This window comes from Planctomycetia bacterium, assembly GCA_016795155.1.
In the GTDB taxonomy this organism is placed as follows: Bacteria; Planctomycetota; Planctomycetia; order Gemmatales; family HRBIN36; genus JAEUIE01.
Genome location: JAEUIE010000045.1, coordinates 43,898 through 67,717 on the forward strand (window position 1 = coordinate 43,898; position 23,820 = coordinate 67,717).

General features: G+C 49.4%; 23 protein-coding genes. 14 read left to right on the plus strand and 9 right to left on the minus strand.

Features of this window, described 5'->3' with window-relative positions; translation table 11 throughout:
• The first annotated feature begins 160 nt into the window (after positions 1-160).
• Positions 161-445, plus strand: a complete 285-nt coding sequence (locus JNJ77_16235) for a hypothetical protein (protein MBL8824135.1) — start codon at positions 161-163, stop codon at positions 443-445.
• Between the two features lie 3 nt (positions 446-448).
• Here JNJ77_16235 and JNJ77_16240 read toward each other — a convergent pair whose 3' ends face one another.
• Genes JNJ77_16240 through JNJ77_16250 form a run of 3 tightly spaced genes read right to left on the minus strand, consistent with a single transcriptional unit; the run spans position 449 to position 4,237 of the window.
• A complete protein-coding gene (locus JNJ77_16240; GenBank protein MBL8824136.1) occupies positions 449-1,186 on the minus strand; it encodes a DUF1080 domain-containing protein in 738 nt (245 codons plus the stop codon).
• Positions 1,119-1,427: a hypothetical protein gene (locus JNJ77_16245; protein MBL8824137.1), complete on the minus strand. Its 309-nt coding sequence runs from the start codon at positions 1,425-1,427 to the stop codon at positions 1,119-1,121. The genes JNJ77_16240 and JNJ77_16245 overlap by 68 nt, the downstream gene beginning before the upstream one ends.
• A 14-nt stretch (positions 1,428-1,441) precedes the next feature.
• On the minus strand, positions 1,442-4,237 hold the full coding sequence (locus tag JNJ77_16250; protein ID MBL8824138.1) for a serine/threonine protein kinase: 2,796 nt from the start codon (positions 4,235-4,237) through the stop codon (positions 1,442-1,444).
• Positions 4,238-4,446: 209 nt separating this feature from the next.
• Between JNJ77_16250 and JNJ77_16255 the strand changes: the two genes are divergently transcribed.
• The 4 genes from JNJ77_16255 (at position 4,447) to JNJ77_16270 (ending at position 8,951) form a co-directional block, all read left to right on the plus strand.
• Positions 4,447-5,415: a DUF1559 domain-containing protein gene (locus tag JNJ77_16255; protein MBL8824139.1), complete on the plus strand. Its 969-nt coding sequence runs from the start codon at positions 4,447-4,449 to the stop codon at positions 5,413-5,415.
• Positions 5,412-5,825: a hypothetical protein gene (locus JNJ77_16260; protein ID MBL8824140.1), complete on the plus strand. Its 414-nt coding sequence runs from the start codon at positions 5,412-5,414 to the stop codon at positions 5,823-5,825. Before JNJ77_16255 ends, JNJ77_16260 begins: the two co-directional genes overlap by 4 nt.
• A gap of 79 nt (positions 5,826-5,904) precedes the next feature.
• Positions 5,905-7,413 carry a hypothetical protein gene (locus tag JNJ77_16265; GenBank protein ID MBL8824141.1) on the plus strand — a complete coding sequence of 503 codons (1,509 nt, stop codon included), beginning with the start codon at positions 5,905-5,907 and terminating at the stop codon, positions 7,411-7,413.
• The gene (locus JNJ77_16270) at positions 7,410-8,951 is read left to right on the plus strand and encodes a HAMP domain-containing histidine kinase (protein MBL8824142.1); all 1,542 of its coding nucleotides are present in this window, start codon (positions 7,410-7,412) and stop codon (positions 8,949-8,951) included. Before JNJ77_16265 ends, JNJ77_16270 begins: the two co-directional genes overlap by 4 nt.
• Here JNJ77_16270 and JNJ77_16275 read toward each other — a convergent pair.
• The 5 genes from JNJ77_16275 to gcvT form a co-directional block, all read right to left on the minus strand.
• Positions 8,927-9,892 carry a glycosyltransferase gene (locus JNJ77_16275; protein ID MBL8824143.1) on the minus strand — a complete coding sequence of 322 codons (966 nt, stop codon included), beginning with the start codon at positions 9,890-9,892 and terminating at the stop codon, positions 8,927-8,929. The genes JNJ77_16270 and JNJ77_16275 overlap by 25 nt on opposite strands.
• 81 nt (positions 9,893-9,973) lie before the next feature.
• The gene (locus tag JNJ77_16280) at positions 9,974-10,444 is read right to left on the minus strand and encodes a hypothetical protein (protein MBL8824144.1); all 471 of its coding nucleotides are present in this window, start codon (positions 10,442-10,444) and stop codon (positions 9,974-9,976) included.
• A gap of 51 nt (positions 10,445-10,495) precedes the next feature.
• Positions 10,496-11,848, minus strand: a complete 1,353-nt coding sequence (gene gcvPA, locus JNJ77_16285) for an aminomethyl-transferring glycine dehydrogenase subunit GcvPA (GenBank protein MBL8824145.1) — start codon at positions 11,846-11,848, stop codon at positions 10,496-10,498.
• Between the two features lie 68 nt (positions 11,849-11,916).
• Positions 11,917-12,303, minus strand: coding sequence for a glycine cleavage system protein GcvH (gcvH, locus tag JNJ77_16290; GenBank protein ID MBL8824146.1), 387 nt, complete (start codon positions 12,301-12,303; stop codon positions 11,917-11,919).
• A 38-nt stretch (positions 12,304-12,341) separates the two neighbouring features.
• Positions 12,342-13,427 carry a glycine cleavage system aminomethyltransferase GcvT gene (gene gcvT, locus JNJ77_16295; protein ID MBL8824147.1) on the minus strand — a complete coding sequence of 362 codons (1,086 nt, stop codon included), beginning with the start codon at positions 13,425-13,427 and terminating at the stop codon, positions 12,342-12,344.
• A 192-nt stretch (positions 13,428-13,619) separates the two neighbouring features.
• Between gcvT and JNJ77_16300 the strand changes: the two genes are divergently transcribed.
• The 3 genes from JNJ77_16300 to JNJ77_16310 all read left to right on the plus strand — a co-directional run bounded on the left by JNJ77_16300 (position 13,620) and on the right by JNJ77_16310 (position 15,182).
• Positions 13,620-14,027 carry a hypothetical protein gene (locus tag JNJ77_16300; GenBank protein MBL8824148.1) on the plus strand — a complete coding sequence of 136 codons (408 nt, stop codon included), beginning with the start codon at positions 13,620-13,622 and terminating at the stop codon, positions 14,025-14,027.
• Positions 14,028-14,295: 268 nt separating this feature from the next.
• Positions 14,296-14,712 (plus strand): Hsp20/alpha crystallin family protein, encoded by a 417-nt coding sequence (locus tag JNJ77_16305; GenBank protein ID MBL8824149.1) that lies wholly within the window; start codon positions 14,296-14,298, stop codon positions 14,710-14,712.
• 74 nt (positions 14,713-14,786) lie between these two features.
• Positions 14,787-15,182 (plus strand): Hsp20/alpha crystallin family protein, encoded by a 396-nt coding sequence (locus tag JNJ77_16310; protein MBL8824150.1) that lies wholly within the window; start codon positions 14,787-14,789, stop codon positions 15,180-15,182.
• A gap of 68 nt (positions 15,183-15,250) precedes the next feature.
• On the opposite strand, the gene sppA is transcribed toward JNJ77_16310, so the two are convergent.
• Positions 15,251-17,035, minus strand: a complete 1,785-nt coding sequence (sppA, locus tag JNJ77_16315) for a signal peptide peptidase SppA (GenBank protein ID MBL8824151.1) — start codon at positions 17,033-17,035, stop codon at positions 15,251-15,253.
• Positions 17,036-17,350: 315 nt separating this feature from the next.
• On the opposite strand from sppA, the gene JNJ77_16320 reads away from it, so the two are divergent.
• From JNJ77_16320 to JNJ77_16345, 6 genes are all read left to right on the plus strand, one after another.
• Complete coding sequence (locus JNJ77_16320; GenBank protein ID MBL8824152.1) at positions 17,351-18,415, plus strand: NYN domain-containing protein; 1,065 nt, start codon at positions 17,351-17,353, stop codon at positions 18,413-18,415.
• A gap of 195 nt (positions 18,416-18,610) precedes the next feature.
• On the plus strand, positions 18,611-20,488 hold the full coding sequence (locus JNJ77_16325; GenBank protein ID MBL8824153.1) for a hypothetical protein: 1,878 nt from the start codon (positions 18,611-18,613) through the stop codon (positions 20,486-20,488).
• Positions 20,489-20,530: 42 nt separating this feature from the next.
• Positions 20,531-20,800, plus strand: coding sequence for a hypothetical protein (locus tag JNJ77_16330; protein MBL8824154.1), 270 nt, complete (start codon positions 20,531-20,533; stop codon positions 20,798-20,800).
• Positions 20,801-20,996: 196 nt separating this feature from the next.
• Positions 20,997-21,410 carry a hypothetical protein gene (locus JNJ77_16335; protein ID MBL8824155.1) on the plus strand — a complete coding sequence of 138 codons (414 nt, stop codon included), beginning with the start codon at positions 20,997-20,999 and terminating at the stop codon, positions 21,408-21,410.
• An 87-nt stretch (positions 21,411-21,497) separates the two neighbouring features.
• Positions 21,498-22,277, plus strand: coding sequence for a hypothetical protein (locus JNJ77_16340; protein ID MBL8824156.1), 780 nt, complete (start codon positions 21,498-21,500; stop codon positions 22,275-22,277).
• Between the two features lie 85 nt (positions 22,278-22,362).
• Entirely contained in the window at positions 22,363-23,544 is a 1,182-nt protein-coding gene (locus JNJ77_16345; GenBank protein MBL8824157.1) for a M24 family metallopeptidase, read from the plus strand.
• Positions 23,545-23,820 lie beyond the last annotated feature (276 nt).

The window sequence follows — 23,820 nt, forward strand, 5'->3', positions numbered from 1 at the left end:
GCCATAATCCTGAAGCAACATCGGTCCAGCAGGCTGGGGTCTCCCCTGTACCGAATCAAGGGGCAGAATAAACCAAGTCATGAAATCATTAAAGCAACCAGCGAAATCTGTGAGTCAAACGGTTTGACATACAGTGATTGCAAAACGTGGAGTATGAGCAATGCCTGTGATTGAGCATGTAGAAGTCGCAACTGGAGGGTATCCGTTTGCTGGGGACAAGCCCTGTATTTTCATTGTTATGGACACTAGTCCGCACTATGTTATGACTTATACAGATGCAATGATTACCAAAGTGTGTAAATTCTTGTTTGATAAGACAAAAGTACAGTTTGAGCTTGATGGCAAAACAGACAAGCGAACAATAGTTAACAAAGATGATATTAACACGACAATAAAAGATAAAGAATTTAATGGGGCTACGGATATCAAAAAAGATTCTGACTAACTATCACTTCCCCAACTTCACCAGCCAGATGTTCCGGTACTGTACGGGGTTACCATGATCCTGGAGCAGTATCGGTCCTGGCAGGCTGGGGTCGCCGCCTCGGCCGGCGGGGGTGTTGTCTTTGGTGAGTTGTACTTTGTCGTGTACCTTGATGCCGTTGTGCCAGACGGTAATCCAAGCGGGTGCTGTTTTCTTACCATCGACAAAAACGGGTGCATGGAATTCGATGTCGTAGGTTTGCCAGACGGTTGGCGCTTTGCATGCATTCACCAGTGGCTTGGCAATGGAATAGATACCGGAACAATCATCCCACTTGCTATCCAGGCCATAGCTGTCGAGTACTTGTACTTCATATCTGCCTTGCACATAAACACCGCTGTTGCCTCGAGCCTGGCCCTTGGCTTTAGGCATGTAGGGAACACGGAACTCGACATGAAGCTTGAAGTGGCCGGTGAATTCCTCTTTGGTCATGATGTCGCCAGTGCCATTGACCTGCATGAAGCCGCCATCGAGCAGTTTCCATTTGGCAACTTCATCATTCGCCTTGCGACGCCAGTTATCAAGAGATTTGCCATCGAACAATACCAGAGCACCTTCAGGTGCAGGAACACTGGGCATATCGACTTTGTCTTCAGGCTTCGCCAGTTTCAAATCATCAATGCTGCCATAAAAATCATCTGCTGCGGCGATGGTGGTTATCGTCAACAGACTTACTGTCAGCAGGCTCAGTGTCTTGATCATCTTCAGGTCTCTTTTTCTTTTCGTTAAAGGTGGTTTCTTTCCAGGCAACCAGGCAGGCGCTTGCCAGCAGGAAGGTATGAACAGGTGGCAGTGCTGCGCTGGCAAATGTCTGATCAGCGGTTGAGATGTCTTTGGAAGTCCAGGATACATGGCCTGGTGGCAATTCAGGCGGGGTGAGGATGGTCAATGCTGAATTTAAGTCGCCCGGGTTCATAGGGCCAAAAATGGGAACAATATCCATGGCTCTATTTCCCCTTATTCAGTGGCACCGACTGCATCTTTTCGTTCGCCAGCAGTGGCCAGCGGACTGTTGGCGGGGTAACGCAGGAAATCATTGGGAGGAGTCGGACTGGTATTCAAGGTGAAATCCAGACCCTTGACGACAAATTTGGGAATCATTGCCCCCATCCCGGGCTTGCTGCCTGCGTTGTCGAAAACATTACCGCTTCCAACCCAGCCACCAGAGAGTGCCTCAGGCTTTATTTTGGTCTTAGTTGCATCCACCTGCAACAGGTTTTTTACCTGAAAGAAAAGATTGTTGCGAACTGTCATATAAATGTCGCTTGTTTTGACGGGCACATCCAAAGCAAAGCCAGTTTCAAAATTCCAGAAGGTATTCTGCTGGATCATGGCATTCATTCGTGGATTGGCGCCTATAGTATCAGACCAGAGCATTGCCCGGCCTTGGCCGCCAAACAGACGGCATTGTTCCATGAGAAATCTTTGGGTTGGGGCACCGAACCAGATGGCTGACTGGAAGGCCCCCTGGATGCGGCAATGGCGTAACTGCAGGCCATCGCAGGAGGCTCCTTGAATGCGGATTGCAGCAGAGGCAGGCTGGGACGCGTTCTGTTTAACGTGGACACGATCAAACCGAACTTCCCGACGACCGCTGCCTGTCAGGTTGTCTACTACTATGCCATGCTGTTGAAATCCTTCCAGGCGAACATCGTCCAGTTGAAGCCCGCTACATCGCCCATTGACTAAGAGCGTTGTCTGAACAGCATCATCACCATCCAGCAGGAAACCTGAAAGTTTAAATCCTTCGACCTGATCAATTGTCACAAGGGATTTAACAGGTGGATGTCCCGGAGGTGGAACCAGCCGAGCACGCTTGCCATCGTCTCCCACTTCAGCTTTCAAAGTGATATTAATTAAACCCTGCGAACTGGTTTTTGGCGTAAGATGGAGTGACTCCTGATAGGTCTGTCGATCAGTAATCACTATGGTATCGCCCGGCCCAGCCTGCTGCAGGGCTTGTGTGATAGTGGTGTGGTCAATTCCATCGAGTTTGTTGCGTGCAACATACCAGGTTCGCGGACCGGCCGGTTTCTGAGCAGTATTGCTTGCAGTTGCCGGGGATGAGGGACCCGCGCCAGCAGCAGAACGATTTTTCAAAACCAGAAAAAGTGCAACAGCGAAAAAGATGGCAAGTCCTGCTATAACCAGGGTCAGCCAGACCCATAGCGGCCAGCCCTGTTTTTCTTCCTGTACCTGTTCTATTGCATCAGCCTGTTTCTTTTTCTGCTTTCTGGGGCCTTCCTTGGCTTGCATGACTGTTACTACACGATCACCAGCGTTTTTTGAATCGAGAACAGGTGATGGGTATTGATCCCAGTTTTTGCGAGCAGAAACCATAGGTGATGGTGGATCTTTACCAATCACAATCGGTGGCGATGACTGCGGTCTGGGTGCGATGCCAGCAGCTTTGGCTGGTGTAACCATCATGGGAATGGTAGGGGCAGGAGCCACGGCGGAAATCACGGGGGCTGTTGAATCTGTTCCTTTATTCAGCCCTTTGACTGAACTATCGCCACTCCGGATGCTTACCGTACTGTCGTCGGTTCCACGCTGAGCGACCTGTGAATCAAAAATGGGTGATCTGGAATCAGGATCGCGGCTCAGTGGCTCAAGAATTACTGGAATGCTGGCGGCAGTGACGCCAGATAATATCTCCCCACCGAATGGAACACCTCGCGCCATGGGGCTTAGTTCAGCAAGCTCATCTTCGGTTGGGGGGTAACTGAAGTTTGCATATGGTTGAAGTGCCTCAAGCAGTTCTTCGGGGCTGCCAAAGCGATCTTGCACTTTCTTCATCATGCATCTAGCGAGGATAGCTTCCAGTTCAGCAGGCACGCCAGCACGTAACTCATGTACAGGTCGGGGGGTGCGGGTCTGATGCCATATTAATTTTTGAGCAACCGAACCATCACCAAATGGTGGCTGCCCGGTTAAGGTGTAAAAGAACGTACATCCCAGGCTGTAGATATCTGATCGAATATCAACGCTGTGGCTGTCTATGGCCTGCTCGGGCGACAGGTAATCGGCGGTGCCAAGAACTGTTTCATCATATTTCTTGGTAATGATGTCTTCGTGATCGTTGAAGAATCGAGCGAGGCCCATGTCAAGAATTTTGACAGTGCCTTCGCGATCAATAAGGATATTCGCAGGTTTAATATCGCGGTGGATCAACCCGGAATCGTGAGCATGCTGCAGTCCCAGTGCAGACTGGTACATGTAATGGCCTGCCCGTTGAGGGTCGAGCGGGCCACTGGCATGGACAATTTCGGACAGGCTGCAGCCATCCACGAAATCCATAACCAGGTAATGCAGGTCACCATCCTGGTCTTTATCGTAAGCACGCACAATATTGGGATGATCAATACTTCCACCAGCGCGAGCTTCGCGTTCGAAGCGTTCCAATGCAGCGGGATCGGAAGCTTTGGCACGAGGCAATACCTTGATGGCGTAGCGACGTTTCATGGTTCGGTGTTCAGCCAGGTAAACCTGACCCATTCCACCTATTCCAATTCTTTCGATAACACGATACTTGCCGACATAGAATCCACGCCATTTGCCTGATAGCAGTTGATCTGCCTGAAATCTGCTCAAGACGGCATCGCGAACCAGGACATTCGCCATTTCCTTTGGGTCTTCGGGAATAGGCTGAGCTGCTTCGAGCCGATCCAGATACAATCCGAGCCGGGTGGGATCAACCAGCCCGCTTTTACGCGTCAAATCCAGAAATGATTCGATGGGCGTGCGAGTCATAAGAACAATATTCTAACTCTCTTGCAGAAAACAGGTATGCCCATCGAGCATTGACAAACACTACAATAGTACAGTTATACTATCAGTGTAAAGTACAATCAGGATTTGCCAAGCAAATCCAGAGTTGAACTCTTCAACTTAACCGGATTTACTTTTTATTGAACAGTATTCTGCTGTAGGCTCAACCTCAACGCCTTAAAGGCCCATATATGAACCATTTGGACAACCGACGGGCATTCACTCTGATCGAACTACTCGTTGTAATAGCTATTATTTCGCTTCTGATGGCGTTGCTTTTGCCAGCCATTCAGAAAGTAAGAGCTACAGCAGACAAAATGATATGTGGCAGCAACATGCACCAGTTGGTTATTGCCTTGCACCATTACCACAATGACCATAACAAATTTCCGCTCGCCTACACCGACGTGACATCGCCTGAAGCCTGGCATAACTGGATGGCCTACACTCTGCCTTATGTTGAAGGGCAGAACCTGGCGAAAGACTATAACACCAGCCTTCCCTGGTGGGTTGGCACCAATCGGGATATTGTCATCAAGCGTATTAAACTGGTTCAGTGTCCTTCAACTCCAAACCCGGATCGTATTCAGGATAAGCCTGAAACAACTCCGCCCAACAAAACGGGCAGTTGTGGCGATTACTTTGCAGTAGCGGGTGTTCATCCCGACATCAATACTTCTCTGCCTCCCACGCAACAATTTAACATCACTACGGATCTTCGCGGAGTGATTTGCTGGTACGATTCAGCAGTCAACAAGCAGAACCGCATTGCTGATGTGCGTGATGGCACAGCCAACTCGTTTATCATTGGTGAATGTGCAGGCCGAGAAGATGTGTATCGTGGACGAATGTTTTATCCAGTTAATTACACTAGCACTCCACGTGTTCGTGCCCGTGGCGGCGCCTGGGCAACCACCGATAATGCCTACATGATTGGTTCACGCAAGGCTTGGGATGTTGCTTTCGGCCCAATCCCCGGTGAAATCAAAATCAACAATTCCAACGAGTGGGGGCACTGCTTCTATAGTTTTCATCCAACCGGCGCCAACTTCGCATTCGCTGATGGTTCAGTGAGATTCCTGGGTGAATCGACCAGCTTGTGGACATTGGGAGCGTTATCAACCCGTTCAGGCGGTGAAGTTGTGGTGAATCAAGAATGATCCGAAGAATCATTCTCATCACCGTGGTTATATCCCTGGCGGGGTGTAGCAGAGCGCGGCCTGAGCCACATCCTGTTGCGGGTAAAGTGCTTTTCAATGGAAGACCCATTGCCGATGCCATGGTTACACTGCACTCCGTGAAGAACGACGTAACTCCGATGCCGATTGCATATACCCGTGCCGATGGGCAATTTGATGTCAGTTGGTTGAAGCAGGGGGATGGTGCTCCAGTAGGCGAATACGCCGTGACCATTACCTGGAGACAATTAGTCCAGCGGGGTGAGGAAAAAGAACGCTCGGGAAGAAATCAGTTGCCAGCTCATTATGCTGATCCGCAAAAAACGCCGTGGCGATGTATCATCAAACCGGGAAAGAACGTACTACCGGTTCATGAAATAAAGGGTTCCTAGCCGGTTTCTTCAGACAAGTCTTGTTAGCCAGAGCATCTACAGGTTAAACTTGTTAAGCCAACCTGATGCTATGGATACTATGCAACGTCTGTTTACGGTTCTGATCATCCTGTCAGGGATAATACTAGTCGCTGCCGGTCTATATGTGGTGATCCTGGGGCCGGTAGATAAGCTGTCAGCCATCAACGTAGCTGTGATTGCACCTGGTGATCAGGAAGTAGCCTGGCTTCATCCGGCCACCAATTTTGCAACTTGGGAACGCTTTGTTGTGGGATTGAAAGAACTGCCTGATGTCGTGGTTGATGAAAGTGCAGCATTTCCTGAAGACAGCATGAAGTTGCCGGTGGTAGGATTATCGAAACCTGGCTATTCAGGCACATTATGGATTCGCTGGTATAAGCTCACCGGGTTACGAACCATTGAAAAATGGGTGTCCGAGCTGTGTCAACGCCAGCCACGCCCGTTAGCAGTGGTGGGTGGTGGCAACAGCGAAAGGGCTAGAGACATTGCCCTCCAACTGGCCAGGCAGAAGCTGGTCGATCGCCAGCTGCTTCCGGTTTTTCTCATCACGACTGCAACTGCAGAGAAAGTACAACACCCCGAATTGGGAATTGTTGACCTGATGCAGATTTATCCACAAAGATCGTTTCGGTATTGTTTCACCAACCGACAGATGGCGGAAGCGATCCACCACTTCGTTCGCGAACAGATCAGCCAGGATAGAGAACTGCAGATTACCTCTTCACGCATCAGTCTGATATCGTGGAAGGACGATCCATTCTCGCACGATTTAGTAGAGCAATTTGAAGCATCTTGGCGTATACCCAGCGAGCAGGTGCCTCAACCACAAGTGGCATCCTATGCCATCGCTCACAGTGTGGGTGCATTGAATCAGCCTAACAAGCTGGAAATGGCAACTGTGGAGAAACTGGTACGTGAAGTCAGTGGTGAATCCGTTGCAGTGAGAGGTCGTGAACTCCTGGTATTGCCCGCTGGGCCTGCACCGGCACGACGATTTCTCCGATCACTGTACCATACCGATCCGAATGAACGATTCCTGTGGGTGGTTACCGTGGGAGATGCGATTGATTGGAATACACTTTATCGTGATCGTCGTTTAACGTGGCCTGTGGTGGATGTTCCGTTTCCTCTGATTGCCTTCATGCACCGTAATCCGGTAGAAATGCAATTGAAGCTTGGACGGGGATTTGTGGCTGATGATTCGACAGAGCAAACGCCCAATCCTTCCGGCACTGATGACCTGTTGCTATATCGCGATATTGGGCATTCGCTGGTTACAGCTTGTTTTCGGAACCAGCAACTGGCATCACAGCCAGACATTTTGCGTCAATCGCTTCGCGCGGAAGTGAACGAGAATCAGCAGCCGCTGTTTGATGAAGACGGTAATCGTCCCGATATGGCGGGGGAATACATCACCCTTTTGCGACCTGTACACGAAGAATTGCGGATTGCACCGCTCAGTCGAATTGAAGTGTATGTACGCAAGTCGCAGGCGAAATCCTGGCAGCGAATCATCCAACTGCAAGCGACATACAGCAATGACAGATTAGTGCGAGGTAAACCATGAAATCGACCTCCAGCCGCTGGTGGCGATATCTTCGTGGATTAACCCCGGCTGCCATACTACTTGCGTTAGTTGTTGGAATCATCATTTATGCGGTGGAAAATCGGCTTCGCGATGAAATGGAGTTCGAAGACAATATTCTCAAGGAGTGGGTAACGGAAACCCGCGTGGGCCAATCAACACTTCCAGAGCTGGTGAAGCAGTTACTGACGTCATCGCCGCAGGATAAAGACGAAAAACGAGATGCCATCCTGACCCACATGACAGTCCTGGGCGAATTGACGAAAATCAATCAGGGACTGATGCCTCTTTTTCCATTTGTGTATCGAATGGAGATGAGATTTGTTCCGGATCGTGAGTTGGACATTCTCTGGAATTCAAACAGCCCCATTCCGCGTGATATCAAACCTCAGGTGTTCCCGATCATTGAGGTCGACGGTGTTCAGTCGAGCCTGCATATCTATGTGCAGTTGCGGGCGTTTGCCAACCGCCAGGAAGAAATCATCCAGCGCCAGACCACAATGAGGCATGCATTGAGCCTGCTAGCCATCCTCGCCGCTGGTGTGGCATTATTCTGGGTTGTGCTGTTTCTGCGACATGAGCGTATGCTCGAACTGAAAGATTATCAATCGCGTGAGCAGCTAGATATGCTGGAACGCAATCGGCTCAAGGAACAGTTGCTACGCGAAGAGGAAGAACTGAAACGACAGGAAGCTGAAAAGCAAGTCCTTGAAGCCCAAACCAAGATATACTCAGATATCAATGTGCTGGCTGGGTCGTACGCTCACAACATCAAGAATCTCCTGGTACGTCCGAATGATCTGCTGAACCGATTCATGACAGAACCAGTTACGCCTGAGGATGCCAGGCATTTGATTGGTGAAGCACGCGAAAGTCTTCGTGCTGTGTCAGAGCGAACCCAACAGATATTGAGAACAGTGCACCGTGATCTCTCCAAGCCGGTTTTCTGTTCTGTTGAACTCAATGAACTGGTTTCAGTGCTCTCACATCAGTGGCAGCCTATGGCCAGGCAGCAGTGGAAAATGGAAATCAGGGAGGAACTGTTTACGCAACCTGTTGTCATCCAGGGGGACAAGTCGCATTTGACCCAGGTGCTCGAAAATCTGCTTTGCAATGCCCGAGATGCCACCTTTGAAGAAAGAACATTTCGTCGTGATCAGGCGCGATTGTACGATGCATCAGGCAGTGAAAATAAAAAAGAGAAACTATTGCATGCAACAGCGTGGCAGGGGACGGTTTCGATCAGAGTTGAGCAAGATGATAAATATGTCAGGATCGTGGTAACCGATAACGGTATAGGCATGAGTGAGGAAGTTCTGAATCAATGCACGCAGGCTCGCTTTACTACGAAGCGGAACAATGCACTTCATGAAGGACTCGCCAGCGGGCTGGGGCTGGGTTTATCCTTTGTGTCGTGGGTCATGGAGCAGCATCGAGGTAGCATGCAGATTGTCAGTGCGGAGCATCAAGGCACCACGATCACACTCTTGTTTCCTCATGCCGCTGAAAAGGCACGTTGATACGAATGGTCGATCAGGCAGTCGGGTAAAGCAACTGATTTAGCGATACTGGTTTTGGCTGCCTGTGCTGAGATGTTCATTCGTAATGCATCATCCTGTAACAACTGGTGCATGGCCGAGGCCCAGGCTGGTGCAGTGTTATTCTCAATCAAGATGCCATTGTGACGATGTCTGATATATTCTGACATCGATGGCTGTCGGCTGGTAAGTATTGGTTTGCCTGCAGTTAAACCAGACAGCAGTGCGTCGGGTACGCCATCGGTTTCTCGTGGCAACCAGACTGCATCGCATTGGCTGACCAGTTCATGGACACATGTCTCGCAAGGCTCGTGGTAAATCACATCGCCGTTGACAATGCCCTGTGCCCAGAGATCAACACTGGCAGTGGCTTCTCCGCTACCATGCAGAATCATGCGTACATGGGGATGAAGGTATTGAAGAATGCTCAACGCCCAGACTGCCATGCGATTACCTTGAGGCGTTTGCATTGGGCCGCCAACGTAGATCAGCGGAGTTTGCTCTACGATGTTGTATTTCTGCCGAAGTATTGATGATTGGCTGGAACGAGGTGGATTAAAAGCAGTGCTGACTGTGATTTTCTCAGCGGCAATCCCAACATCGAGACAGTGCATTCGAAGAGATTCTGATGCAACCATCCAGTGGTTAAGGTCGGGCAATCGTGTATTGGCAGAAGGCAATTCATGCAGGACACCCAACTGATGACTTGCTTTCAAGCGGGCAGACCAGACTTCCAGTTGAGTGGGAACGAAACTCCAGACCAACCATTCGCAGGTGCCCTGGTGTCTCCAGGGAGATCGAGCCATCCAGGGCTGCACGGTGACATGAAAGCCGTAGTACTGCAAAGTCTCTCTGATGGCCTGTTGTTGCAAGGCAGCCATCGACTCCATGCCGGGGCGGTATAGCCAGGTAATTGACTTCATGCATCTCTTCCGTGACAGACTGTGAAATGTTTCGTTACAATCGATGGACCGTTTGCCAGGACAGGCAAAAATGGTGATGCATCAGGGAGTATGCTTCACTCCGATGGCTTGTGGTTTGCCATCACGGATTCGCATGAGGAGAACTACATTCTCTGTTACTTTGATTGTGGCGTCTGTGGGCTTGAGCATAACCAGAACAAGATAGTCGTCATCGTGAACAACTTGCTCGAGCATGCTGCGGTCTTTCGCTGGCATGCGTGATTTCATCGCTGCCATCGTTGCCACCAATTTGACTTCAATTTGCCTGACGCCATAAGATGTGTTTCGCTGTTCAATCCATTTCTGCAGTTCTTGCTTTAAAGCATCCTGTTGCTGAACCACCAGTTTTCCATCGTGATACCATGGAATACTTGCTAAGGGCAGCATGCTATCAGCCTGCCCATTTTCGTAAGCGGTGTAAAACTGCTTTGCCAATTCGTTGGCATGTTTTTGCACGCGCTTTTCATTATCGTTCTGGTCAGGCAGAAGGATCAGACAAAGCAGCAACCACATGGCTCAGCCCTCCATGGCTTTGAGTGGTACGTTGAAATATGACGAAATGAATCAGACGGCAAGAACAGATCGATAGGCTTGCACCAGGCCATCGATCTCGGCCTTGGTTCGCTTCTCGGTTACTGCCACACTGATGCAGTTTTCAAGCTGGGGGTACCATCGACCGAGTGACAAACCGGCATGGTAGCCTTGATGAAGCAGTTTTGCCAAGAGCGATTCGGTATTACCTGGGACTTCGATAGTGAATTCCTTGAAGAAGGGCTTGTCAGGAAACTTGAGTTTGATCCCAGGAACCTTTGCTAACTCACTGGCAGCGTAGTGAGCTTTCTGCAGACATAGCTCGGCAGTTTCCTTGAGTCCCTTTGGTCCGAGTGCTGCGAGATGCACGGTGGCCCTGAGGGCAATAAGTCCCTGATTGGAGCAGATGTTACTGGTTGCCTTGTCGCGGCGAATATGCTGTTCGCGGGTCTGCAGTGTCAGCGCCCAGCAGGTTTTTCCGTTTTTGTCTATGGTTTGCCCGACCAGTCGGCCTGGAATCTTGCGGATGAAGGGTTCCTTGCAGGCCAACAGTCCGAGGTAAGGTCCACCATATTGCATAGGTGTTCCAATTCCCTGGCCTTCAGCCACCACAATATCTGCTCCAACATCACCTGGCCGTTTGAGAATACCCAAGCCCACTGGATCTGTAGCAACAATGAAGAAAATGCCCTTCTCATATGCCATGCGGGCCAGTGTTTCAATGTCTTCCAAGTGTCCAAAGAAGTTGGGGCTTTGAACCACAACGCATGAAACATTATCGTTGAGTTGAGACTGGAACGTTTTTGAATCAATCGTTCCACCAGGAGTAGGGATCAGCACTGCTTGGGGAGGCAAGTTCTCCAGATAGGTATCCAGGGTTTGACGATATTGTGGATGAACACTCTCAGCAATCAGGATATTTGATTTGCCATCAACCGAAGCATGCGCCATCAATGCTGCTTCCACGACACCTGATCCTGCTTCGTACAGACTGGCGTTGGCGATATCCATGCCAGTCAGCTGACAGATCAATGTCTGGAATTCGAAGAATGCCTGCAGGCTGCCCTGGCTGGCTTCAGCCTGATAAGGGGTGTAAGCTGTGTAAAATTCTCCGCGCCCTGCCACCTGATCGACCACGGCTGGTATGAAGTGATCGTAGCTGCCACCACCCAGGAAACAGACTGCCTGCTCAGGAGAGATATTCTTGCGAGCCAGTCTGGTCATCTCGCTGGTCATCGGCATTTCAGCCAGTGCAGCAGGCACGTTCAATGGCCTGTCAAGTCGACATGATTCAGGGATGGGTGCAAACAGTGCATCCAGCGAGGTGACGCCAATAGCTTTCAGCATCGCAGCCTGATCAGCCTGGGTATTAAGCACGTACGACAAAGGAAGTAACTCCGAAAATGAAATACAACTGTGCAACCTGATAAGTCTCAGGTTTCTTGAGATAGTTATTAAGCGTTTTCTTCTGCAAGCAGTTTGTCATACTCCGATTGATTCATCAGGGTATCAGCCAGTGATCCGCTTGGTTTGATTTTGACGATCCAGCCTTTTTCATAGGGGCTTTCTGCAATCAGCATGGGATCGCCTGATAGTTTTTCGTTCACTTCAACCACGGTGCCATCGCAGGGAGCATACAAGTTGCCCACCGATTTGACTGATTCAATCTCAGCACAACTTTCACCTGCCTTGGTGGCGCTGCCTACTTTGGGTAGCTGCACGTAGAGCAGGTCTTTTAGCATATCGACCGCATGCTGGGTAATACCGACGGCAACATTACCGGAGGCTTCCTTGTTGCACCATTCATGGGAAGGGCTGAAGCGATAGGTTGCAAGGTTCATGCGGTCGTCCTTAGAGAGGTTGTTTTTCGGTGACAGTTTTACGATTTTGGCCTAGAATAAAACGGCATTTTAACAACAGTAGCCGGCTGCAATTGGCCTCGAATATCAATCGATACCACGGTTCCCAGACTGGATTGTGCCTGAGGCACGTAGCCCATGGCGATTGATTTTTGCAGCGTCGGAGTGAAGGTGCCACTCGTTACAGTGCCAATGGTCTGTCCCTGCAATTGAATGTTGCATCCTTCGCGTGCAGGCCGTTTGCCTTCCAGTTCCAATCCAACTCTGACCGGCAGATCCTTTTTCTGTTGCCGCTCCATGATGGCGGTCTTGCCGATGAAGGCTCCCTTATCAAATTTGACAGCCCACGATAAACCAGCCTGGATTGGGTCAATGGATTCACTCAGTTCATGACCGTAGAGGGGCATGGAGGCTTCCAGGCGAAGCGTATCGCGAGCACCCAGGCCTGCAGGCTTACCACCCAGCGTTTCCAGTTCGTCCCACAAGCTGTTGGCATGATCATTGCCGATCATGATCTCTACGCCATCTTCTCCGGTGTATCCCGTGCGGCTCAGCACACATTGCTGTCCCATGCATCGTGTTGCTGCGGCGAAGTAATACTTCAGGCTGGCTGGGTCTACTTCAGTCAGACCGCGAACGATCTCAATCGCTCGAGGACCTTGGACAGCAATCATGGCTGTGTGCATCGTCTGATCGTTGAGTTCAACTTTCATTCCCTCACGGTGCCTGTTCAACCATTCCACAATCTTGGTTCGGTTGCTGGCATTGACCACCATGGAATATCCATATGGCCACTTGTAGACCAGGACATCGTCCAGGATGCAGCCTAGTTCGTTGCAGATCAGGCTGTAACGCACCTGGCCATCTTTCATGGTGCTGATGTTATTGGTGCAGACTTTTTCCAGAAGAGCTAAAGCATCGGTGCCGCTGAAACTGAGTCGTGCCATATGACCAATATCAAACAAACCTGCATGACTGCGTACGGCGTGATGTTCGTCTACGATGCTGGTATAAACCACGGGCATCATCCAGCCCGCAAACTCCACCATGCGGGCGCCCAGATCGACATGTTGCTGATACAAGGCAGTTTTGGGAATATCGCTCACGGATCACCATAAATACGGGATAAACAAAGTGTATGGGCAGATCAGTTTGCTGCAAGAAGCCCCCGGAGTGAACTTATTCCGATTGTGCTGTGTGGGCTTTAATGGGTCCTTTTGTCGAGTTCACTTCGATGAAAATAAGAAGTTGATTCAAGGGTTCCCTGTCGATGGTAACAACATCGCAGAGGCTGTTTCATGCTACGCATGGTTTGCTCGATTCTGCTGGGTTTTACAGGGCTATTGTGCGTTTCTGGATGCGGAGGAGTCGATCTTTTCGAGGAAGATTCGACGCCTGTTACCATTACTGGAAAAGTGCTGTACCGTGGCTATCCATTAAACGGTGGGTGGCTCGTTTTTTCTTCTGATCCACAGTTTGGTGCGGGCACTGATCTCATCATGACGGAAGTACTCAGCGATGGCACATTTCAAGTTCGAGATCATCAGCACCAGGGCTTGAAGCCTGGATATTACCGCATGTCGGTAACCAGCCATCCCAATCCTCACTGGCAACTTCCGCGTCGTTACCACGATCCCAACACATCTGGCCTGCGTTGCACGGTTTCTGCACAACAACCACTGCGACTGAGAATTGAACTCGATTAACTTCTGCTAATATGGCAGGAACTGAAATAGCTATAAATTGATGCCAATTTGGCGAAACGCAGTGATCGCCATTGCAGGCCAAGCGCCATAAAGGCAGTCAGGTTGAATTGTAAAGTCATAATAAGCAAAAATGAGTGACGTAAGTGATTTATTGTAAATAACTTATATCAAACAAAAATTATGCAGAATAAATTTGGCACAACGCATGCTCATATAGTTACTCGTTACTTGAACTGCTTAATCGTCAAGTCGTAAAGGAGTGATTTCGATGCGTATGCTTCAAACCTTGCCTGGTTACAACTCGTTCATTCGAGAAATGAATCGCGTCCACAGGGACCTCCAGTCAGCTATAGGCAATAACTACCCCGCAGTTAACATGTGGGAAGATGAAAACTATCTTTATGTGGAAAGTGAATTGCCTGGTTATCAACAGAGTGACCTCCATATCTACATCACTGGTGAAGATCAGTTGTTGATGAAAGGTGAACGAAAACCTGTTGTCATCGAAAACGCAGTCTGTCATCGACAGGAAAGAAGCTTTGGCAGCTTTGAACGTACCATGACATTGCCTGTCAAAGTGGATGCAAACCAGGTGAAGGCAACATTTACCAATGGTATTCTCAACCTGGTACTGACCAAATCTGCTGCAGCTAAGCCACAGAAAATCGAGATCACAGTGAGCTGATCCATTTATCCAGAAGCCAACTCGGTAACGATAGGCCAGTCATTATCCAACAGAAAATAATCACGGAGAGAACCATGTCTAACACTTGCACTGTTCCAGCTACGTCTGAAATGACCGTCAATCAAGAGTCTGTACGTACCAATGCACCAACATTCACTCCCCGAGTGGATGTATGGGAGACAGATCACGAATTCCAATTTCATGCAGAACTTCCTGGCGTGGAGCCTGCCAATATCAGTCTGAACTTTGAGAATGGCTATCTGACATTGCAAGGGAAGGTTGCACCACCAGCTAATCGTCCAGGTGCCTTGTTACGGGAATATGCCGTGGGTGATTACTACCGGCAGTTTTCGATCAACGACGAGGTCGATGTAAACAGGATTTCTGCTGAATACAAACTTGGCGTGCTGACTGTCAAACTACCCAAACGGGAAGAATTGAAACCAAGAAAAATAGAAATCACTGCATAAGTAGAAGCGACGTGATCTAGTCATGTCGCTCAGATTTTTACTAAAGACATGGCATGATGTCATGTCTTTTACTTTGATTGAACTGCGTATGGCGCCATCAGCCAGATGCGTTCCTGTGGGTGGCGGGACACCATGTCAAACAACTGCAAGTGTTTCTGTAAGCTTGGCATACTGTGAATCAAGCCTTGGATTTTGCTGGTTACTTCAGCATCGAATAAAGAATCAAGGAATGATCCTTTACCCTTGGGCTGAATCCATAATTCAACCTCTTTATTGTCTTCGAGTCCGACTTTCTTTTTGGCATAGGCAATAGCATCATTGAGGGTGCCTACTTCATCCACCAAGCCGATTTCCTTGGCAGTTCGCCCTGTCCAGATGCGTCCACCAGCCACTTTCTTGATATCTTCCAGGGTCAGATTTCTTCCAGCCTTCTTGCGGCCTTCGAGAACCCGGTTCAGGAAAGTATCGTACACATCGCTCATCATGTTCACCATGACGCCTCGTTCTTCTTCGGTAAACGGGCGATCCATGCTCATGAAATCGCTGCGTTTGCCACGAGTTACCAGTTCGTTGTTGATGCCGATCTTTTCGAAGATGCCACCCATCACCAATTTCATGGAGATGACACCGATGGAGCCGGTGATGGTGCCTGGTTCAGCGAAAATCCTGTCGGCACCACAGGAAATATAGTAACCGCCAGAACCAGCCATTGATCCCATGCTGACAATGATGGGCTTCTTTGCATCGATAGTTGCTTTCCAGATGAGATCGCTGGCGAGCGCTGAGCCACCAGGGCTGTCAACGCGAAGTACAATAGCTTTGACGGTTGGTTCATCCGCTGCCTTTTTGATCAGATCCACCATGGTGGTTGATCCCATGGATTCACCCATCATGCTGACGCCGCTCTTGCCGGTTTGAATGGCACCCTGGGCATAGATGACAGCAACCTTGGGTTTGTCATTGAGCTTGGCATCCTTTTGCGGGGTGAGCATCTTCAGCAGTGCAAAAGGATTCGACAGATCGAGTTCCGACTTGGATTTGCCATAGTCTTTGCGAACAGCGATTTTCTCGATGCCAGACTGCTGTTTCACCTCTGTGATGACGTCATCGACATAAGCAATCTTGTCAACGAGTCCAGCTTCGAGAGCTGCCTTGGGAGTATACATGCCTACATCAACAGCATTGCGTGCCTTGGTTGCATCAAAGCCCTTGCGGGAGCTTGCCAGGGTTTCGACGAGGATTTCGAAATAATCATCAGCCAGTTTGTCCCATTGCTTGCGGTTGGCCTCACTCATCTTGCTGCGACTGAAGGGTTCGCCTGCTGCCTTGAAATCGCCCAGAGGAACGACATCGCCTTTCAGCCCGATCTTATCCATAGCGTCTTTGAAGAAAGTAATTTCGAAGCGAATGCCCGGAATTTCTACACCACCTACTGGTGGGATAATGACTTCATCACAGGCTGATGCAACCAGATACCCGCCCATGGATGCTGATTCCATAAAGCAGTAAACCTTTTTGCCTGCCTTGCGATAGCTGGAGAGAGATTGTCGCAATTCTGATTGCTCGTTCCAATCGGCTTTGAATCCCTCCATATGAAGCACCAGTGCTTTCAGATCATTATCTTTGGCAGCCTGGCTGATACGATCCTGCACGGATCGCAACGTATCACCCGAGGAAACTGTGAAAGGATTTGGCATTCCTGCTGGACCGTCACTGAGTGAGCCTTTCAGCACGATGATTCCAATGCCGGGGCCGGCATCTTTTCCCTTCTTGCCTGATTGTGCGAGTACTGATGTGTTCAGGCAGAATACTGAGAAAATCAGTACTCCAAGCCAGTGGGTTTTCAGACGCATGTAGCTTCTCCCTTGTGAACTGTTGTTGAACAACATACTCTGTTGGATATTCGTGAGTGTCGCTGATAAGTTTTGCTATTATACAAATTTCATTCTGAACAACGCCTTGATGATTTATGACGATGGCAAACTGGAGAGACTCATGCCAGAGTGAATTGTTTCACTCACAGCATGATGTTTAAATTTCTTTAACTCTTGCTGGTTGCACTGTTCATCATCACGATGAACTCGTTCAATAACTGCATGATGTGATCGCATTCGGCTAAGTTGTCGGATTGCAACATAGTTCTGAGTTACGCAACAAGGAGACCTGCATTGTCCAAGGCTATGATTTTTATTGATGGCACATGGCTTTATACTAATACACCAAGACTTTCCGAACTGGCTAACCGAAAAGACTATCACATTGATTTTGGAAAACTCCCCAAAGTATTAGGTGACAAAATTGCTGAGCGAACCGGAACCGAAGTGGATGTGGTTCGCACCTACTTGTTTGGGAGCTATGCCAGCAACTTTGATCGACGGGATGCCGATGCTGTGCAGCGTCGCCTTGATTTCTTCAATATGCTGCGCGAAGAACATCATTATGATGTGGAAACATTCCCCATCAACTTTTTCGGTCGCCGGTTGAGAAGAATTGATCGCGAACCGGGTGACAACTTTGAGCCTCGCGAAAAATGTGTCGATATTGCCATGGCAACCAATATGCTGGTGCAGGCTTATCAGCATGGGTATGACATTGCAATAGACCTGCTGGGTGATCTTGATTTCAAACCGGTGCTTCAGGAAGTGCGGCGCTTGGGCAAACGAGTACAGATTGTCAGCATTCGTACCAGTTGCGCTCCTGAAATTGCTGATACTGCAGATCCTCAGCGTATCAAGGATTTTGATACCATCTGGCTGGAAGATCTCGTTGGGCCATTGGAATTGACCTATGAAAGGCATCAACGTTCCTGTGAGTCGCCCAACCATGTTGGCGAACGAGTTGTCTGGACTACGTTCAGGCCCCGCAAAGGTCAGCGCTTCTATTGCGATGTCTGCCGGGCAGAATTCCAGCAGCAGAAGATGGAAGCCATACAGGAGTATGTGACTGATGATGGTAACTACATGCCTCAGGAAGACCTGCCGACACAGACGGGTGAAGTCAAGAAGAAAGTGGCAGATCGTGGCTACGGATTTATCCAGGCCGAAGATGGTTATGATTACTTCTTCCACTTGACCGATCTGGAACCAGGCTTGGATTTCCTCGATATCAATGAAGGAATGAAAGTATCCTTCTCTGTCAAGCGTAGCCCCAGTCCGCTTAAGGCTGGTGCTGCACAATTGGTCAGACGCATGCAACAGATGGAAGACATGGGCATGATGTCGGATGAAGAATAATTCGAGTTGGTTCAAATCGTTCAGCAGGCTCTCCTATTCGGAGAGCCTGTTTTGTAGGGTTAACAAAAATTATGTCGCACGCTATAAAACTTCACCACATCTCCATGATGCGAGGAGACATCAAACATCATTCAGTTTGCAGCAATGCCATAGAATTCTAACTGTCAGGTTTCTCTTCCGTTGAGATCAATAAGCATGTATGCATCCAGGAAACTGCTCGCTGTACTTGCAACGGTCGCTTTCTACGTTCTGCCTGCCCATTTATTGTTTGCAGCTGATGCACCCCAAATCAGTGTGGTGATTGATGCGAGGCAGTTGCATCGCAAGCTGCTGTTCACCACGATGGAGATTCCATGCCAGGCTGGCGAATTGCGATTGTGGTATCCCAAATGGTATCCAGGTTCGCATGGTCCAATGGGGCGAGTGGAAGATATTGCAGGATTGCAAGTGACTACCTCCGATAGCAGGCCGCTTCCCTGGGAACGCGATGAAGTGGAACTGCACTGTGTAAAAGTTCAGATTCCGGATGGATTATCGGCAGTGAAAGTAAAGATGACTACGATCTGCAATTCTCCAGGGATCAGTGCAGCAGGCATTTATACCTACGGCAACCTGAAGGTTGGTGTCATCAATTGGAACACCTGCGTTCTCTATCCGGAAGGGCCGAAGTCGGATGAGCAACCTGTTTCAGTTCGCCTGATTCTGCCTGAAACGTGGAAGCTTGCTTCGGCACTTAAAACACGAAAACAGGAAAAGAATGAGACAACCTTTGAGACGGTATCCCTGACCGATTTGATTGATAATCCACTCATCGCAGGTGAAAATCTGCGGACCATCAAACTGGATTCTGGAAATACTCCACAGGCATATCTGCATCTGGCATCTGAATCGAAGGAAGCAATCGAGATCAATGACAAGGTGATTGAGAAATACTCGCGGCTGGTTCAGGAAGCGGGAGCCATGTTTGGAGTGGCTCATTATCCTGAGTTCCATTTTCTGGTGACCTGCAGTGATGAACTGGGACTTTATGGTTTGGAACATCTTCGTTGCAGCCTGAACGGGGTTCGCAAGAACGATCTGGTAGATGACAAAAGTCGTGTGGGTTGGGTTGCGATGTTGTTGCCTCACGAATACGTCCAACCCTGGTGTGGGAAATATCGCAGACCACAATCGATGATCACCCCGGATTTTCACAGTCCGCAGAAAACCAGGATGCTGTGGGTCTATGAAGGCTTGGCACAATACCTGGGCGATGTCCTGATGGTGCGTTGTGGCCTGGTGACTCCAGAGACATACCGGGATACTCTGCGTGGCTACATCCATGGCCAGTTGCATAAAGCGGGACGAAAATGGCGTTCCCTGGAAGATACCTCCATAGCAGGTTATCTGCTTCGTCGGCCTTCTCCTAACTGGACCGATTTGCGACGGGATCAGGATTTTTATTTTGAAGGTATGCTGCTATGGATGGAATGTGATGCGATCATTCGTGATCTGTCGCAAGGCAAGAAAACTCTCGACGATTTCTGCAGGATTTTCTTTGCCAGTGTTCCTGGCAAAAAAACAGTGGCTGGCTACACCTACGAGGATGTGATTGCGGCACTCAGGCAGACCCAGGAATACGACTGGGAAAGCCTGTTCACCCGGCGAGTGAAATCGCCCATGGAATCGTTGCCCCTCGATTATCTCCAGAAGCTCGGATATTGCATTGAGTATTCGAGCAAGCCACCCAAGGGTGTATCCAAGGCGAGTGCCATTGCTGAAGATTCGCTTGGCTTGCGGTTGGCAGGTAATCGTATTCAATCGGTAATCGGTGACATGCCAGGTGACAAAATTGGGCTGGCTTCAGGAATGAGGATACTGGAAGTAAACGGAGAAAAATACTCAGTAGACGCCATGCAGAAGGCTCTCGAAGCGAGTACCGGAAAAAAGTCAGTTGCTCTGAAAATTCAGAACGGTGATAGGGAAATAAACTTATCATTGCCTTATGCAGATGGTGTCCGGTTTATGCAGTTGAAAAGAATGGATGACCGGCCCGATGTATTCATGCAAATTTACAAACCGTTGGTTAAATGACGGAGGGATTTCAGTCTGCTCTATCCCTGTAAGGATTCTGATATGTCCAATAACAAAGAACCTCGGAATTACTCGCCATACCAGCAGAAGGTCATCAAGCGATATTACAATGAACAACCGACCATTCTGCGAGATCGTTTAGCACAACTAGTGGGGGACCTGTACCTGGCACAAGGTAAATCGCGGGCCAGGCTGTGGAAGCAGGCAGCGGAAGCGATGCAGAAACTCGGCCTGACTGCAGAACGTGTTGAACATGTGGTAAATAGCGATAAGCCAGAGTTGCTGGCACTGGTTGTGAAAGAGCTTGGTTGAGAAGCCTGGTAAGTCACGTAAGAACTTCTGTTTGTACCGTTTATTCCTTGGCTGCGTGATGCTCCATTCAGTGAAACTTTGCATGTCTTTCCTGTAAAGTTCTCAGGTTGGTCATACAGGAATAGTGATAATTGCTTGGCAAACTCTACGTTATCGGCAATTCTTACCTGAACAGATAATATTACTCAGGTGGATCATGTTACCCCGTTCAACTTTCTTCTTGGTTGGTCTTTCCCTGGTATCAGGCTGTGCTCATACCCGCAATGAACCCGTGCCAGCAGCGCCGCCACCAGGCTGGCAGGGTGCTCCTGCTATGGTTGCACCTGCACCTTCAGGATGCAGCAGTTGTGGAGGCTCGCAGCCAGTGGTAAATGCACCTAGGTATTCCCCACCCATGCCTGCCGGTCCTGCTATGCCAGCAGTGGGGGTTGCACTGAACAGCCCTGTAACCGCTCCACCTGCGATGGGCCCCATACAGGCAGCGTTTAAGCCTACCGTATTGCCGATTGAATCGGCACGAATTGGAACACTTCAGATTGATGAAACACCGGGCATTCCCTTGCCTCCGGCTGAACAACAGGATGCACATACAACCGGTATTCAGAAATGAGTGCTTGCGCACTCTGTTGAAAGAGCATTTGAACTCTCCGGCAGGGCGAGGTAACATACCTCGTCCTTTTTCGTTTTGGTGTCTTTCATGCTGCCTTTTGCAATGTTATTCAGCTTTTTCCTTGTTCATTCTGATCTTGATGTGGGGACTTATGTGAAATCATCGACGAAATCCAGGAAGGCGACAGAAGCAGGGAAGATCACCAGGCAGGTTTTCAATTCTGAAGGCAAAGAGTATCCCTACTGGTTGTACATTCCCGAAAAGCCAGCGAAGAATGCTCCGCTGATCCTGTTCTTGCATGGATCAGGCGAGCGTGAAGGTGGCGCGAAAGGCCCACATCAGGTTGGAATTGGTTCTGCTATCGAAATGCAGAAAGATTTTCCGTTTTATGTGGTGATGCCACAGTTCAGCAAAAAGGGGACGTGGAAAGCCGATGGCGAAGATGCCAAACGAGCGATTGCTATCATGGATGCAGTGATCAAACAATACGACATTGATATCAAGCGGCTCTACCTGACTGGCATCTCCATGGGTGGCAATGGCACATGGGAGAATGCAATCGCCCATGCTGATCGCTGGGCAGCGATTGCACCTGTCTGTGGCTACGTATCCAAGATGGGTAACTTTTATCCTGGTCTTGATGTAGAGAAATTGAAATCAATTGCGAAGCTGCCTTGCTGGTGTTTTCACGGAGACAAGGACGGCCCAGTCAACGTGAAGCATTCGCGTGATGCATTAAGGATTCTGTGGTCAGCGGGCGGTCACCCCAACTATACCGAGTATCCAGGTGTTGATCATGAATGCTGGGATCGCGCTTATGGTAACCCGGAACTGTACAAGTGGTTTCTGGGGCATTCGAAGAAATAGACCTTTCCATATCGAATGAGTCACATGGCAGATGTGCAGTACATGCTGTACTGTATCAGTGTCGTATTTGCAAAGGATCAAGGCAATGTTTAATCTGACAGCGGTGCAGAAGGCGATTGCAGAACAGGGTTTCGATGGCTGGCTGATGTGTGACTTTCGAGGCAACAATGTCCTTGCTCAGCGCATCATCGAACTGTCTACAGAGAAAATGAGCAGCCGCCGCTGGGCTTACTTTGTCCCAGCGAAAGGTGAGCCACGCAAACTGGTGCACCGCATCGAGTCGACAGCACTGGATCATCTGCCTGGCAGCAAGACGGTCTATCTGCCCTGGCAGCAGTACGAAGCCGGCATGAAGCATCTTGTCGGCGATGCTAAACGCGTGGCGATGGAGTATTCTCCCCGCAATGCCGTGCCTTATGTGAGCAAGGTGGATGCAGGCACCATTGAACTGGTGCGGTCGTTCGGTGTGGAAGTTCTCAGCTCCGGCGATCTTATTCAAGCCTTTGAAGCGACATGGGATGATGAACAGGAAGCGATGCACTTTGAAGCAGCTAGACTTACCGATGCAGCTTACGGCGTGGCGTGGAAGTTTCTTGCTGATGAGGTGCGGAGCAAAGGTTCCGTAACTGAACGTGCTGTGCAGCAGAAGATCATGGCGTACTTTGAATCAGTCAACATGACAACGTATTCGCCGCCGATTGTTGGTGTGAATGAGCACAGCGGCGATCCGCATTTCGATACTGGCGATGCTCCAATCAAGGAAAACGACTTTGTGCTGATCGACCTGTGGGCCAAGATGAAGAAGCCCCGGGCTGTTTACAGTGATTTGACCCGCGTGGGCTACGTCGGTAAATCGGTGCCTGAGAAATATACGAAGATCTTTAACATTGTTGCAGCAGGGCGTGATGCGGGCATTGCCAAGGTAAAGGATACGCTGGCAGCAGGCAAGGTGCTGCATGGCTGGGAAGTTGATCAGGCTACCCGCGATGTCATCGTCAAAGCTGGCTATGGTGATTACTTCGTCCACCGCACCGGCCACAGCATCGGACAGGAAACGCATGGCAACGGAGCAAACATCGACAACCTCGAAACGCAGGATCAACGGAAGATCATGCGCCGCACCTGCTTCTCGATTGAACCGGGTATTTATCTCCCCGAGTTTGGCGTGCGGTCGGAAGTGAATGTTTACATTGATGGCCAAGGCAAGGTGCATGTGACCGGTGGTGAATTGCAGACAGAGGTGTTGGCGGTGATGGCGAAGTATTGAAAGAAGATCGGAGCACTTGCGAAAGAAGTTTAATAGTTGGATTGATGCTGGCGAGCAGGTTTGGGTGATGACCATGAGTGAAACTAAGTCGGTCACACGATGCATTATGAAACAGCTACGTGCCACAGGTTATCGGTAGAGGCCATCCGGTAATTAAGTTGATCTAAACAGCCTGATCTCAAGAGGTTACGTTGTAGTTTGCGAACAGCAACACAACACATCAGGAGATCAGGCTTTGCGTGGTGCCAAGGAAGGCACGTCATTAGCCACGTTAAT

Excerpts from the sequence above, each read along its gene's own strand:
- JNJ77_16265 (MBL8824141.1), top strand. The coding sequence starts at position 5,905 with ATGCAACGTCTGTTTACGGTTCTGATCATCCTGTCAGGGATAATACTA.
- JNJ77_16235 (MBL8824135.1), top strand. The coding sequence starts at position 161 with ATGCCTGTGATTGAGCATGTAGAAGTCGCAACTGGAGGGTATCCGTTT.
- JNJ77_16275 (MBL8824143.1), bottom strand. The coding sequence starts at position 9,892 with ATGAAGTCAATTACCTGGCTATACCGCCCCGGCATGGAGTCGATGGCT.
- JNJ77_16270 (MBL8824142.1), top strand. The coding sequence starts at position 7,410 with ATGAAATCGACCTCCAGCCGCTGGTGGCGATATCTTCGTGGATTAACC.
- JNJ77_16300 (MBL8824148.1), top strand. The coding sequence starts at position 13,620 with ATGCTACGCATGGTTTGCTCGATTCTGCTGGGTTTTACAGGGCTATTG.
- JNJ77_16305 (MBL8824149.1), top strand. The coding sequence starts at position 14,296 with ATGCGTATGCTTCAAACCTTGCCTGGTTACAACTCGTTCATTCGAGAA.
- JNJ77_16250 (MBL8824138.1), bottom strand. The coding sequence starts at position 4,237 with ATGACTCGCACGCCCATCGAATCATTTCTGGATTTGACGCGTAAAAGC.
- JNJ77_16310 (MBL8824150.1), top strand. The coding sequence starts at position 14,787 with ATGTCTAACACTTGCACTGTTCCAGCTACGTCTGAAATGACCGTCAAT.
- sppA (MBL8824151.1), bottom strand. The coding sequence starts at position 17,035 with ATGCGTCTGAAAACCCACTGGCTTGGAGTACTGATTTTCTCAGTATTC.
- JNJ77_16325 (MBL8824153.1), top strand. The coding sequence starts at position 18,611 with ATGTATGCATCCAGGAAACTGCTCGCTGTACTTGCAACGGTCGCTTTC.
- JNJ77_16245 (MBL8824137.1), bottom strand. The coding sequence starts at position 1,427 with ATGGATATTGTTCCCATTTTTGGCCCTATGAACCCGGGCGACTTAAAT.
- JNJ77_16340 (MBL8824156.1), top strand. The coding sequence starts at position 21,498 with ATGCTGCCTTTTGCAATGTTATTCAGCTTTTTCCTTGTTCATTCTGAT.
- JNJ77_16280 (MBL8824144.1), bottom strand. The coding sequence starts at position 10,444 with ATGTGGTTGCTGCTTTGTCTGATCCTTCTGCCTGACCAGAACGATAAT.
- JNJ77_16330 (MBL8824154.1), top strand. The coding sequence starts at position 20,531 with ATGTCCAATAACAAAGAACCTCGGAATTACTCGCCATACCAGCAGAAG.
- JNJ77_16260 (MBL8824140.1), top strand. The coding sequence starts at position 5,412 with ATGATCCGAAGAATCATTCTCATCACCGTGGTTATATCCCTGGCGGGG.
- JNJ77_16240 (MBL8824136.1), bottom strand. The coding sequence starts at position 1,186 with ATGATCAAGACACTGAGCCTGCTGACAGTAAGTCTGTTGACGATAACC.
- gcvH (MBL8824146.1), bottom strand. The coding sequence starts at position 12,303 with ATGAACCTTGCAACCTATCGCTTCAGCCCTTCCCATGAATGGTGCAAC.
- JNJ77_16255 (MBL8824139.1), top strand. The coding sequence starts at position 4,447 with ATGAACCATTTGGACAACCGACGGGCATTCACTCTGATCGAACTACTC.
- JNJ77_16345 (MBL8824157.1), top strand. The coding sequence starts at position 22,363 with ATGTTTAATCTGACAGCGGTGCAGAAGGCGATTGCAGAACAGGGTTTC.
- JNJ77_16335 (MBL8824155.1), top strand. The coding sequence starts at position 20,997 with ATGTTACCCCGTTCAACTTTCTTCTTGGTTGGTCTTTCCCTGGTATCA.